This is a genomic window from Paractinoplanes brasiliensis, from assembly GCF_004362215.1.
GTDB lineage: Bacteria > Actinomycetota > Actinomycetes > Mycobacteriales > Micromonosporaceae > Actinoplanes > Actinoplanes brasiliensis.
This window is the reverse complement of record NZ_SNWR01000001.1, coordinates 1,718,387-1,731,395: the sequence shown is the minus strand read 5'-3', so window position 1 is coordinate 1,731,395 and position 13,009 is coordinate 1,718,387. Positions and strand designations below refer to the sequence as shown.

The window sequence follows — 13,009 nt, the reverse complement described above, 5'->3', positions numbered from 1 at the left end:
GGGTGGAAGCGCACCGACCGAGGACGTGAGGGGGCGGCGAATGCCGTGGAGTTGGCGGTACGAGAACGCCGAGGGCCAGCCGGTGGCCGGGCCGCAGGAGACGTTCAGCAGCCAGGCCGACGCCGAGTCGTGGATCGGCCAGGAATGGCGGCAGCTGGCCAAGGAGGGAGTCGCCGGGGTCGTGCTGCTTGAGGACGACCGGGTCGACTACCGGATGAGCCTGCTCCCGGCCGAGTGAGCATACGGTCGTGACTTACGAGCCGGTCTCCACCCGGACACCTCGCAACGCGTTCGTGCCCAGCCCGGTGTTCGTGGGCATCGTCGCCGTCTTCGCCGTCAGCGGCTGGATGACCTGGACGGGCTTCGGCAACGTACGGGTCGACGTCTTCCTGTTCATCGTGTCGGGCTGGCTGGTTTCGCTGTGCCTGCACGAGTACGCGCACGCGCTGGTCGGCTTCTTCTCCGGCGACCGCAGCGTGGCCGAACGCGGCTACCTGCGGCTCAACCCGTTGAAGTACACGAGCCCGCTGCTGTCGATCGTGCTGCCGGTGGTCGTGGTGATCCTGGGCGGCATCGGCCTGCCCGGCGGCGCCGTCTGGGTCGACCACCGCTACATCAACAGCCGCCTCAAGGACTCGCTGATCAGCGCGGCCGGCCCGCTCACCAACGTGATCCTGGCGCTGGTGGCCGCGTTCCCGTTCCTGATCGGCGTCGGCCCCACGCTCGAACTGGTCGGCGGCCAGTTCGTGGCGGGCGGCTCCGGCGATCACCTGGAGTTCTGGGCGGCCCTCGCGGCGGTCGCGTTCCTGCAGGTCACGGCGACGATTCTCAACCTGTTGCCGATTCCCGGCCTCGACGGCGGCAGCATCCTCGCGCCGTGGATGAGCCCGGCCTATCAACGGGCGTGGAACCTTTTCGCCCCGTACGGGTTCATCCTGCTCTTCCTGTTGCTCTGGCAGACCCGCGTCGGCGACTACTTTTTCGACGTCGTCTTCTGGATCACCGACAAGCTCGGCCTGTCCGAGGTCCTGATCCAGGTCGGCCTGCAACTGATGAGGTTCTGGTCCGGCTCGTGACGGCCGGACCAGAAGCTCACATCACGGACGGCGAGCGGGGCTCTGCGTCTTCGCGGGGTCACGCTCGACGACCGGGTCGAGCGCGGCGTCGATCGCCTTCATCAGGTCGGCGTCGAGCTTCTTGCCGGACGCCACCGCGTTGTCGTGCACCTGCTCGGGACGCGACGCGCCGATGATCGCGGCGGAGACGTTCGAGTTCTGCAGCACCCAGGCCACGGCCAGCTGCGCCATCGACAGCCCGGCCTGGTCGGCCAGCGGCTTGAGCTGCGCCACCGCCTCCAGCACCTCGTCGCGCAGGAACCGCGAGATGAAGTTGGCGCCCGACTTCTCGTCGGTGGCCCGCGACCCGGCCGGCGGCTGCTCGCCCACCTTGTACTTGCCGGTCAGCACGCCCTGCGCGATCGGCGAGAACACCACCTGGCCGACACCCAGCTCGATCGACGTGGGCACCACCTCGGCCTCGATGACCCGCCACAGCGCCGAATACTGCGGCTGGTTCGACACGAACGGGATCTTCAGATCCTGCGCCATCTCCCAGCCCGCGCGGATCTCGGACGCCGTCCACTCCGAGACACCGATGTAGAGCGCCTTGCCCGAACGCACCACGTCGGCGAACGCCTGCATGGTCTCCTCGAGCGGCGTCGAGTAGTCGTAGCGGTGGGCCTGGTAGAGGTCGACGTAGTCGGTCTGCAGCCGGGTCAGCGACGCGTCGATCGACTCCATGATGTGCTTACGGGACAGGCTGCGGTCGTTCGGGCCCGGACCGGTCGGCCAGAAGACCTTGGTGAAGATCTCCAGCCCGGCGCGGCGCTCGCCCTTCAGCGCCCGGCCGAGCACCTCCTCGGCGCGGCCACCGGCGTACGCGTCCGCGGTGTCGAAGGTCGTGATGCCCACGTCGAGCGCGGCCCGCACGCACGCGACGGCGGCCTCCTCCTCGACCTGGGAACCATGGGTGATCCAGTTGCCGTAGGCCAGCTCGCTGATCAGCAGGCCGGAACGGCCGAGATGACGATGTTCCATGCCCCGACACTATGCCCGCCCGCGGGATCTGTCAGAGGACGGGACGAGTGTCCTTGATCAACTTGTCGATCTCGTCGAGCACGTCGGCCCGCTCCCGGTACTTCAGCTCGACCAGCGGCTCACCCCTGCGGTCGAGCGCGCCCCACAACCCGAACCGGTCGGCCACCAGGAACGCCGACGGGTGGATGAGCAGGGCGGCGTGCACCGGCTGCACCAGCAACTGCCCGGCCCGGTCGACCACCCCGTACACCTCGCCCGCGTCGACCACGGCCAGGCCCTCCTCGGTGAAACCGTCCACCGGCTCGCCCGAGGCCAGCATGGTCGCGAACGCCCGGAACTGCGGCAGCACCACCGGCCGGGCGTGCCGGTCGACCACGCCCCAGCCGCCCCGCCGCACCAGCGCCAGCCCGTTGTGGAACGGCCGCGCGTCGTCGAACCCGCCCGGCACGATCACCCGGTTCTGCTTGTCGATCGCGTACCAGCCGCCCGCGTCGTCCCGCGACACCCAGGCCAGCCCGTCCGAGAACCGGCCCGCCGCCCGGTACCCGGCCGACGCGTCCACGAGCAGCCGCCCCGCCGCGTCGATCAGCTCCCAGGCCTGCGCCTCCGGCCGGCGCACCCACGCCACGCCGTCCGCGAACGGCTGCGCCTGAGCGAACTGCGGCGTCAGCAACCCCGGATAGCCCCACAGCCCCGACGCGTCGTCCCGCAACGGCCGCGCCTGCGCCGGCTTGCCCACGATCTCGTCGCGGGTCCGCGGGTACGGCCCCCAGCCCTTCGCCGCTCGCGCGGTGATCGTGTCGAGGGCCAGCTCGATCCGCTCGACGAGGTCCGGGTCGGCGCCCTTCCGCAGGTCAAGGGCGAGCTCCAGGTGGTTGACGGCCTCCAGGTAACGCCCCTGCTCGAACGCCGACCGCCCGGCCAGCTCCTGCACCTCGGCGCGCAACCGGGCCGGCAGCTCGGCCGAATCAGCCTCCTCGAAAACCCGATCGGCCTCGGCGTGCTCCCCACGCCACAGCAGCACGTGCCCGAGACGCGCCTTGACGGTCGCCACCCGTACGAGATCGCCGGTCGCCTCGGCATGGGCGAGCGCCGCCGTCGCGTCCTCCAGCGCCGGGCCGAGGTCGTTGAGCAGCCGCGAAGCCACCGCGCGCAAACTCAGCAGCCGTGCCCGGTCGGCGTCCCGCTCGGCGTACTCCAGCTTGTCGGTGAGCCGGTCGATGACCACCCACATGGGCTCGTCGTCCTCGATCTGCTCGCGCAGGGTCAGCGGGTCGTAGGTCACCGGGTAGGCCGCGAGGATCTGCTCCGGGTCGGTCCTGCGGTTGCGCGGGTCGGCCACCTGCTCGCGCCGCTGCCTGATGGGCTTTCGCGCGTACGCCGGAGCCTGCGCACCCGCGTCCTCGCGTTCCCCGTCCTCGTCCTCTTTCGCGCCTTCGCTCGCCTCTTGGGCAGCCGGAACGTCCTGGCTCACCTGCCCGGCCGGCGCCGCGTCCACGCCTGCTTCGGTGGCGTCCGTGCCCGCGTCCGTTGCCGAGTCGTGCCGGCTCGTGTCCTCGGCCGGCTCGGTGTTCTCGCCGGCGTTGTCGGAGGTCGGGCTGTCTGTGCTCGTGTCCTCGGCCGCCGGGTTGTCCTGGCCCGCGTCCTCGGCCGGCGCGGTGTCCTGGCCCGTGTCCTCGGCCGGCGCGGTGTCTTCGGCGCGCGTAGCGTCCACGTCCGGGTCCACGCCTGACCGCGTGTCCTCGGCGGGTGTGGAGTCCTCGCTCACATCCGCGTCGGGTGCGCTGCCCTTGTCCGTTTCCCCGGCCGGCGTGATGTCCTCGTCCGCTTCGTCAGCCCGCGTAGTGGTGTTGTCCTCGTCCGCTTCGTCGGCCCGCGTAGTGGTGTTGTCCGCTTGGTCGATTGGCGTGCCGGTGTTGCCCGGTTCCGTGACCGGCGTGGCAACGTCGTCCGGCTGGTCGGCCCCCGCCTCGACGTCTTCCGGCCCGCCGTTTCGGGACGCGTCATCGGCCGCGTGAACCCGCTCGGTGACCTCACCGCTGTGAGCCTCGGCCGAGATGGCGCGCGTCGTCTCCCGGACGGCGACGGAGTCGGGGGCGTCCTCGACAAGCTCGGCGTCCACAATGTCGTCGTTGCCGGCCATCTGGGCGGCGCGCAGGACGGCCGGCTCATCGTCGTCGATCTCCGGTTCGACGATCTCGGCGTCGAACGGCTCGCCGTCTCCCTCAGCCGCGTCGGCCTCGAATCGGCCTTCCGGCTCCAAGTAGCTCCCGGCGGTGCGGTCGCCCGGCTGGGCCGGCGTCTCGGCCGACTCGCCCGGAGCAGCGCCAGTGTCGGCGAACCGGTCTGCTTGCGGCTCAGTGACCCGCGCGGCCTCGGACTCGGCGGGGAACGGCGCCGCGGAGACGGGGTGGGCAATGTCCGGCCGGCCTTCAGCTCGCTCCGGTCCCGGCTGATCCGCGTACGCGTCCAGGTGCCCACGATCGACCCACTGACCCGAAGCCGGCCGCGAGTCGGCGGGCGCTGCGGAAACCGGCTGCGCCGTGGCGGGCTGTGCTTCCGTCTGCGGGGTTGATGCGGGCTGTGCCGACGTTGGCTGGGCTGATACGGGCTGGGCTGATAGGGGCTGCGCCGACGTTGGCTGGGCTGATACCGGCTGGGCTGACGCGGGCTGCGCCGACGTTGGCTGGGCTGATGCGGGCTGGGCCGATACGGGCTGGGCCGATACGGGCTGCGCCGACGTGGGATGCGCCGACACGGGCTCGGCCGACACGGGCTGCGCCGACATGGAATCGGATGACATGGGCTGCGCTGACACGGGCCGGGCCGACACCGGCCGGGCCGACACCGGTGGTGTTGGCGTGGGCTGGGCCGATACAGGTTGGGCCGATACGGGTTGTGCTGAGACAGGCCGCGCTGAGAACGGCCGTGCTGAGAACTGCTGTGGGTCCGCGGGCTCGGCCGGAGACGTGGAAACCGGCTCGACGGTGATCGGCTGGGCGTGCGTGGACGGCCCCGAAACCGAGTGGTCAGAGACGGGGCGTGTCGTGCCGGGAACCGCCTGGACGGCAATCGGCTCGTCGTAGTCGGCGTAGGGCAGGTCCTCGTACAACCGGTTCTCCGTCGCCGGATCCGAGGAAACATGATCGGTGGGCTCGTCCTGGCTCTGCCGGGGAACCACGATGGGGTGCGCACCCGAGGGCACGAACCAGTCCTGCGATCCCGGCCCGCCGCTGACCGGCCGATCCTGGTCAGCGTCCGCTGACCCCGCACCGTCGGCCCACCCCGGCCCACCGGCGATCGGGTGTGCCGATCCGGCTCGCGGGCCGTCGCTGTCCCACCCCGAGCCGCCCGCAGCGGGCTGGGCCGAGACCGGCCATGCCCCACCAGAATGCCCGGGGACCGACCGCGCAGTGGACGTCTGCTCAACGGCATCAGGCTGCGCGGACACCGGCCGGGACGCCGTCGGCTGAGCCGGCACCTGGGCCGGCGCGGAGTGCTGGGCCGAGATCGGCTCCGGACCGACGGGCTGTCCCGAGGCCGGCCGGAACCCGGACGGCTGCGCCGAGACCTGCTCGGTCGCGGACGGCTGCGTCGAGACCGGCTGCGCGGAAACTTGCTGGGGCGCGGTCGGTTGCGCCGAGACCGGCCGGGCCGCAGTCGGAAGTGCGGAGAACGGCCGGGTCGCGGACGGCTGGGCGGAGAACGGCCGGGGGTCGGACGGCTCTGCCGAGACCGGCGGCGCGCCGGACGGCTGCGCGGAGACCGGGTCGGTGGCGGCGGGCTGCGCCGATGTCGGCCGGAAGGCGAGCGGTGGCCCGGAGACCGGGTCGTTGTCGAGGGGCTCGATGACGACCGGCTGGGCCGCCGGGGGCCCGCTGACCGGCTGGGGGTTCGGCGGAGGCAAGGGCGTGATCGCGCCGAGGCCGCTCTGGGACAGCAGCCAGCCCAGGCCGTGGGGTTCTTGGGCGTCCTCGGCCGGTTCGGCGGGGGCCGGGGACGCGGGGACCGTGGGTGAGCCCTGGGCACGGACGGGTTCGGTGCTTTCCGGCGTGGCGGGGCGATCCCACACCGAGCCGCTCCAGGTGGCGTCGCCGGGGCGCGGCTCCGTGCTCGGCGGGCCTGTCACCGGTTCGATGCCCTCGGACGGCTGCCCGCCCGGAAGCGTCGACACCGGCCCGACCGACGGGTCGTAGACCTCGCCCGGCGCCGGAGGGTTCTCAGCGCCGTAGGGCTCGGCACGGTAGTCCCCGGCCCGGCCCGGCTCGTCGATCGCCCGCTGATCGGCCGCACTCTCACGCGGCGCGGTCCAGCCCTGGTCACGGAGCTGATCCGGGCCTCGCCCACCCTCGACCGAGCGGTATTCGTCGCTTTCCCGGCGCAGCCGGTCGGACGACGGGTAGGGCTGTGCGGAACGCGGGTTGATGCTTCCCGGGGTGCCGGTGTGCGGCTCGATCGAGCGGTATTCGTCGCTTTCCCGGCGCAGCCGGTCGGACGACGGGTAGGGCTGTGCGGAACGCGGGTTGATGCTTCCCGGGGTGCCGGTGTGCGGCTCGATCGAGCGGTATTCGTCGCTTTCCCGGCGCGGCTGGTCGGATGCCGGGTAGGGCTGTGCGGAACGGGGGTTGATGCTTCCCGGGCCGCCGGTGTGCGGCTCGCCGGGCGCGGGATGCGACGGCGCAGGCCCGCCCGAAGTCGGGTAGGGCTGCCCGGAACCCGGCTGAGGCCCCGAGGAACCGGGGTGACCCGCCGTCGGGTAGCCCGCATACGGCTGGGCGGATGCCGGATAGCTGCTCGCGGTTTGCCCCGACACCGGCCGCGGCGCCCCGGGTTGCGCGGATGCCGGGTGGGCGGCGTCCGGTCGTGGCGGCGCGGATGCCGGGTGGGCGGCGTCCGGTCGTGGCGGCGCGGAAGCCGGATGAACAGTGTCCGGTCGTGGTGGCACGGGTTGCGCGGAAGCCGGGTGGACGGCGTCCGGTCGTGGCGGCGCGGATGCCGAGTGGACGGCGTCTGGCCGTGGTGGCACGGGTGCGGAGGCCGGGCGTACGGCACCCGGCTGGGCCGGGCCCATCGCGTCCGGCCGTGGCGGGTGGCCCGCGCGTGGCGGCTGCGGCGAGAACGGACGGGCGGTGTTCGGCTGTCCCGGAGGCGCATAGCCGGTCTGCTGCGGCCGCGGCGGAACAGGCTGGGCCGAGGCCGGGTGGACGGCGTCGGGCCGCGGCGGATAGGCGGGCCGGCGGGGACCCTGGTCGTCCGGCACGGCGGACATCGGGTGGTTCGCCCCGGGCTGGGCCGGCCCGGCCGGCGGGCGCGCGGATGCCGCCGTCTGACCCGGCGCCCGCGACCCGGCAGTCCGGTCCGGCGGCTGCTGTCCGGGCGTCTGGCCCGGTGACTGCGGGTACACCGGCGAGGGAGCCCCGGGCCGCGACGGCGTCATCCTGGTCGGCTGCGGCGCGGGACGGGCCTGGGCCGGGGTGTTGCGCTCGGCCGGGGCCGGGCGCAGGTCGAACGGGGCGTCGTCGCGCCGGCCGGGGGCCGGGGCTGGGCGCGCGCCGGGCCGGGACGGGAAGGCGTCGGCCGGGGCCGGGCGGGCACTTCCGTACACGGCGGCGGACGGGGACACGGGGCGCGGCCCGACCGGGGGCTGCTGCTCCGGTGCCTGCCGACGGCCGTAATACGAGCTGGATGCCGCGGGCGGCGGGGAAACCGGCGCCGAGCCACCCCGAGCGGCCGGCGGGCGAGGTGAAGTGCCCTGCTGCGGGGAGGAGTGACCGGGAGTCACGGGAACCTGGCCACCGGCCCGATACTGCGGTGGACGCGGCCCGGAAGGCGGCCCGGACTCGCGCCCCTGCGCCTCACGGAACTGTGCACCATCGCGGTAGGAGTCACCGCGCCGCTGCTCGGGCAACACCCCGGCGGGCCTGTTCCACAGCGGCTCCTCCCGGCGGGACGTGGACTCCGCCGGACCGGGCGTGGATCCCGCGCGCGCGGGATCGGGACGCGAGCCCGCTGCACCCGGCCAGTTCGAGCGCGGCGCGTCCGGCCTCGGGGAACCCGGGCGCGAGCCGGCAGCGTCCCCGGCGGACGACTGCGGCGCGTCGGACCAGGAGGCCGGCGCCGAGGCCGGCCCCGCCTCGGACGCCTCGTAGACCGGCCGGTGCACCGCCTTGCGCTTGCCCGGGTCGCCCGGGTAGCGCTGCCCGGGCTGTGGCTCCCACTCCCAGGTGATCTCGTAGACCCAGGCCGGCTCGTCGGCCCAAGCGCCCCAGCCGCTCATCGGGCACCCAGGGTGAGGCCCGGCGAATGGCGACGCTCCGTCACGGCGAACTTCCACTTCTGGTCGAAATTGTGCGGTGGGCGTCCGGCATGCCGGGTAGAGTCGCCCGGCTCTACTGCAGGAGAGGAGATTAACGGCGTGAACGGGCTTGGCGCCAGCGTGCCGACGATCTCCCCTCGCCGTCCGATGAGAGCCTCCGTCGCTACTTTCGGTGCATTAATGTGGTCGGGTTTCCGGCGCTACGCGACCTATCGGCAGGCAACGGTGGCCGGATCGTTCACCAACATAGTCTTCGGCTTTCTTCGCTGCTACGTGCTCCTGGCCGTTGCGGCGGGGGCAGCCGGGGGCGTAGCGGGCGGTTACGACGCACGGCAGCTCGCCACCTTCGTCTGGGTGGGGCAGGGGTTACTGAACGTGGTCGGCTTGTGGGGCTGGAACGACCTGGCCGAGCGGATCCGGACCGGTGACATCGCCGCCGACCTGCTGCGCCCGGTCCCGCCGGTGACCGCCTATCTGGCCGCTGACCTGGGCCGCGCCGGTTATCAGACGCTGACCCGGTTCGTGCCGCCGGTGATCGTCGGGGCGCTGGCGTTTCCGCTGGTCGCGCCGTCGCGCTGGCAGACCGTGCCGCTTTTCGCGGCTTCTGTGTTGCTGGCGGTTGTCGGCTGTTACGGGTGTCGTTATCTGGTCAACGCGACCGCGTACTGGCTCGGCGACGCCCGCGGCCCGCTGATGTTCTGGACGCTCAGCTCCGGTGTGCTGGCCGGCCTGTACTTCCCGTTGCGCCTGCTCCCGGAGTGGCTGACCGTCACTCTCTGGGTGGCGACCCCGATCCCCGGACTGTTGCAGACGCCACTCGACGTGCTGGTCGAGCGGGACGGCCCGGCGCTGCAGGCGGGACTGGTCGGGTTGCAGGCGGTCTGGGCCGTGATCATGGTCGCGCTCGCGGGTGTGGTACAGCGCCGGGCCGAGCGCAAGCTGGTGGTGCAGGGTGGCTGACCTCAAGCCGTACGCCGCTCTGATCGGGGGAAGGTTCCGCAGCGCCACCACGTACAGGGCCTCTTTCGCGGTGGAATTGCTCACCAACGCGGGCGCCACGGCGGTCGACGTCTCCACGATTTTCGTGCTCTTCCACGCGGCCAAGGTCGTGGGCGGGTTCACGCTCGGTGAGGCGTTGCTGATGACCGGGCTGACGGCGTCCGGCTTCGTGCTCGCGGATCTCACCGTCGGCAACATCGACCAGCTCAAGACGTACGTGCGAATGGGAACGCTGGATTCCGTGCTGGTGCGCCCCCTCGGCATCCTGCCCCAGCTGGTGATCGCCGATCTGCCGTTGCGCAAGCTGATGCGTTTCGTCGTCGGCCTCGCCGTGCTGGTCGTCGCCGTGGCGAGCAACGACATCGCCTGGACGGCCGGGAACGTCGTCCTGCTGATCGTGGCCCCGCTCGCCGGCGCCGTCTTCTTCGGGTCGATCTTCGTGCTGAGCGCCAGCCTCGCGTTCTGGTGGGTCGACTCGGGCGAGGTCGGGGCGGCTTTCACGTACGGCGGTCGCGACTTCACCTCGTACCCGATCACGGTTTACGGCACCTGGTTCCGCGCGATTTTCGCGTACGGGCTGGGGTTCGGTTTTGTGAGTTATCACCCGGCGCTGACGCTGCTCGGGCGCGCCGACCCGCTCGGTCTGCCGGCCTGGGCGGGTTACCTGTCGCCGCTGGTGGCGCTGGCCGCCGCGGGGATTGCCGGGTTCGTCTGGAGGATTGGCGTGCGGCACTACCGGAGCACCGGCTCATGATCGAGATGCGGGAACTGCGCAAAACCTTCGCCGTACGGGTCAAAACAGGCCGTTTCCGCCGTGAGAAACGCCTGCTCGCGGCGGTCGACGGGGTCAGCCTGTCGATAGCCGCGGGTGAAATGGTGGGTTATATCGGCCCGAACGGCGCGGGCAAGTCGACCACTCTCAAGATGCTGACCGGCGTGCTCGCCCCGTCCGGCGGCGAGGTCTCGGTGTGCGGGCTGAGCCCGGTGCCGCAGCGGACCAGGCTGGCCCTGCGGATCGGCGTCGTGTTCGGGCAGCGTTCCCAGCTGTGGTGGGATCTGCCGTTGCGCGACTCGTTCCGGCTGCTCCGCCACGTTTATCGGGTGCCCGCCGCAGATCACGAGTCCCGCCTGCGCCGCTGCCGTGACCTGCTCGACCTCGACGAGTTCCTGGACACCCCCGTACGCCAGCTCTCGCTCGGCCAGCGCATGCGCGGCGAACTGACGGCCGCCCTGCTGCACGGCCCCGAGGTGCTGTTCCTCGACGAGCCGACGATCGGGCTCGACGTGGTCAGCAAGCAGGCGGTGCGCTCGTTCCTCGGCGAGCTGGGCCGGGCCGGCGACACCACGCTGGTGCTCACCACGCACGACCTGGCCGACATCGAGCGACTCTGCAAGCGGCTGATCGTCATCGACCACGGCCGGGTGGTGCACGACGGAACGATCGAGGACCTTCATTCCCGGTACGGGTCGAGGCGTCGCCTGGTCGCCGACCTGGAATCGCCGCTGCCGCCGGACTTCGCGCTGCCCGGCGCCACCCTGATCTCGGCCGAGGCCGAGGGTCACCGGGTCACGTTCGCGCTGGAGTCGATCGCGGCCGGTTCGGCGGTGGCGGCCCTGGTCAACGCGGCCCCCGTACGGGATCTGTCCGTCGTTGAACCCGATATCGAGGACGTGGTGGCCCGCCTCTACACCGACGCGCGCTGAATCAGCGGTGCTCCATCACGAGGACGGCCCAGGACGGCTCGAGGGCCTCGTAGTGGTGGTCGACGTCGCCGGGGAAGGTCACGTAGTCGCCCGCCCTCAGCTCGACCTGCTCGCCGACCGGGCCCACCTTGATCCGGCCGGACGCCAGCACGATGTGCTCGACGCTGCCCGGGATGTGGGCCAGCGCGTCGCGGGCCGGGCCGGGCTTGAGCTCCATCACGTACAGGTCGCGGCGGGCGTGTGGCGACCCGGCGGCGAGCAGAGTCGCCACGAAGTCGGCCTCGTCGGCCTGCAGTCGTGGCCCCTGACCGGCCCGGATCACCCGTACCTGGGTCTCGGGCGGCTCGACCAGGCGGCTGAACGGCACGCCGAGCGCCACTCCGAGCGACCACAGGGTCTCGATGCTGGGGTTGCCGGTGCCGGCCTCCAGCTGCGACAGCGTCGACTTGGCCAGCCCGGCCCGGCGGGCCAGCTCGGCCAGCGAGATGCCGGCCCGCTCCCGCTCCCGGCGCAGGGCGGCGGCGATCGTGGCGAGCGGAGGCGCGGGCTGCTGCAATGTTCGCTCCATCGATCGAGTCGTTCGGTTTGACGAACGGGCTTCACATCGTTCAGTATCTCGAACTATGCGTACGATACAGCGAACGCTGGTGCGCGACGCGGCAGCCATCGCGGCGGCCATGGTGGCCGTCGGCGCCTCGTTCGGGGCCATCGCCATCGCGTACGGGCTTCCCGTCTGGGTGCCGTTCCTCATGTCCACGGTCGTGTTCGCCGGGGGAGCGCAGTTCCTGGCGGTCGGCCTGCTCGCCGCCAGTCCCGTCGCCGCCGTGCTGGCCGGCCTGCTGCTCAACGCCCGCCACCTGCCGTTCGGCATGGCCATCGGCAGCAGCATGGGCGCCGGCCGGCGCGACAGGCTGATCGGCAGCCACCTGATGACCGACGAGGTGGTGGCGTTCACCCTGGCCGAGGACGACCCGGCGCAGCGCCGCCGCACGTACTGGCTGATCGGCATCACCCTGTTCACGTCGTGGAACCTGGGAACCGCCCTCGGCGTGCTGCTCGGCTCCGCCGTCGGCGACTACGAGTCGCTGGGCCTCGACGCCGCGTTCCCGGCCGCGCTGATCGCCCTGATCCTGCCCTCGCTGCGCGACCGTTCCACCCGGCTCGTCGCCCTCACCGGCGCCGCCGTCGCCGTGCTGGCCACCCCCGTGCTGCCGGCCGGGCTGCCGGTGCTGTGCGCCCTGCTCGGCCTGCTCACGCTGCTGCGCCCGCTCCGGACCACCCCGTGACGCGCTCTCTGCCGCTGGAGGCTCGTCCCTCGAGGCCCGCCGAGATCCGTAACCGCCGTGGGGAGGACGGCCGCATGGCGCACGCCGCGGTCATCGTGCTCGGCGTCGGCACCTGTCGGAGGGCTGTCGCATGATGCTGGCCGCGGTCATGGTGCTCGGCGTCGGCACCTGTCGGAGGGCTGTCGCATGATGCTGGCCGCGATCATGGTGCTCGGCGTCGGCACCTGTCGGAGGGCTGTCGCATGATGCTGGCCGCGATCATCGTGCTCGGCGTCGGCACGTACACGATGCGCCTCGGTGGGGTGCTGCTGCGTGAACGCATGGAGCTCTCCGACAGCCTGCAACGTCTGCTCCCGATGGCCGCCGCCGCCCTGCTGACCGCGCTGGCCGCCACGTCGACGTTGATGGCCGGCAGCGGCTTCGCCGGGGTGGCCCGCCCGGCCGGTGTCGTCGTCGGGGCCTTGCTGGCTTGGCGGAAGGCCACGTTCGTCGTCGTGGTTGTGGCCGCCGCGGCGACCGCAGCCCTGCTCCGAGCAGCCGGAATCGAATAACGTCGATATCCACAGTCGCGCGGTCATCCACAGCGCGGGCCCCGGCACCCCGCAAAG

The 13,009-nt window shown here is 72.2% G+C and carries 10 protein-coding genes; 7 read left to right on the top strand and 3 right to left on the bottom strand.

The features are described from left to right. Positions 1-40 precede the first annotated feature (40 nt). The gene (locus C8E87_RS07370) at positions 41-238 is read left to right on the top strand and encodes a hypothetical protein (protein ID WP_133872388.1); all 198 of its coding nucleotides are present in this window, start codon (positions 41-43) and stop codon (positions 236-238) included. A gap of 10 nt (positions 239-248) precedes the next feature. Continuing rightward, positions 249-1,076 (top strand): site-2 protease family protein, encoded by an 828-nt coding sequence (locus tag C8E87_RS07365; RefSeq protein WP_133872387.1) that lies wholly within the window; start codon positions 249-251, stop codon positions 1,074-1,076. Between the two features lie 21 nt (positions 1,077-1,097). Here the strand turns inward: C8E87_RS07365 and C8E87_RS07360 are convergent, their stop codons facing one another. Continuing rightward, complete coding sequence (locus tag C8E87_RS07360) at positions 1,098-2,096, bottom strand: aldo/keto reductase family protein (RefSeq protein WP_133872386.1); 999 nt, start codon at positions 2,094-2,096, stop codon at positions 1,098-1,100. A 31-nt stretch (positions 2,097-2,127) separates the two neighbouring features. Then, a complete protein-coding gene (locus tag C8E87_RS07355) occupies positions 2,128-8,373 on the bottom strand; it encodes a WG repeat-containing protein (protein WP_133872385.1) in 6,246 nt (2,081 codons plus the stop codon). 186 nt (positions 8,374-8,559) lie between these two features. Between C8E87_RS07355 and C8E87_RS07350 the strand changes: the two genes are divergently transcribed. Genes C8E87_RS07350 through C8E87_RS07340 form a run of 3 tightly spaced genes read left to right on the top strand, consistent with a single transcriptional unit; the run spans position 8,560 to position 11,115 of the window. Then, a complete protein-coding gene (locus C8E87_RS07350) occupies positions 8,560-9,372 on the top strand; it encodes an ABC transporter permease (RefSeq protein WP_438866170.1) in 813 nt (270 codons plus the stop codon). Next, positions 9,365-10,165, top strand: a complete 801-nt coding sequence (locus C8E87_RS07345; RefSeq protein ID WP_133872383.1) for an ABC transporter permease — start codon at positions 9,365-9,367, stop codon at positions 10,163-10,165. The genes C8E87_RS07350 and C8E87_RS07345 overlap by 8 nt, the downstream gene beginning before the upstream one ends. Beyond that, on the top strand, positions 10,162-11,115 hold the full coding sequence (locus C8E87_RS07340) for an ABC transporter ATP-binding protein (RefSeq protein ID WP_133872382.1): 954 nt from the start codon (positions 10,162-10,164) through the stop codon (positions 11,113-11,115). The genes C8E87_RS07345 and C8E87_RS07340 overlap by 4 nt, the downstream gene beginning before the upstream one ends. Position 11,116: 1 nt before the next feature. Here the strand turns inward: C8E87_RS07340 and C8E87_RS07335 are convergent, their stop codons facing one another. Continuing rightward, positions 11,117-11,683, bottom strand: coding sequence for a helix-turn-helix domain-containing protein (locus C8E87_RS07335; protein ID WP_133872381.1), 567 nt, complete (start codon positions 11,681-11,683; stop codon positions 11,117-11,119). A gap of 55 nt (positions 11,684-11,738) precedes the next feature. On the opposite strand from C8E87_RS07335, the gene C8E87_RS07330 reads away from it, so the two are divergent. Further along, positions 11,739-12,401 (top strand): AzlC family ABC transporter permease, encoded by a 663-nt coding sequence (locus C8E87_RS07330; RefSeq protein WP_133872380.1) that lies wholly within the window; start codon positions 11,739-11,741, stop codon positions 12,399-12,401. A 242-nt stretch (positions 12,402-12,643) separates the two neighbouring features. Then, positions 12,644-12,952: an AzlD domain-containing protein gene (locus C8E87_RS07325; RefSeq protein ID WP_133872379.1), complete on the top strand. Its 309-nt coding sequence runs from the start codon at positions 12,644-12,646 to the stop codon at positions 12,950-12,952. Positions 12,953-13,009 lie beyond the last annotated feature (57 nt).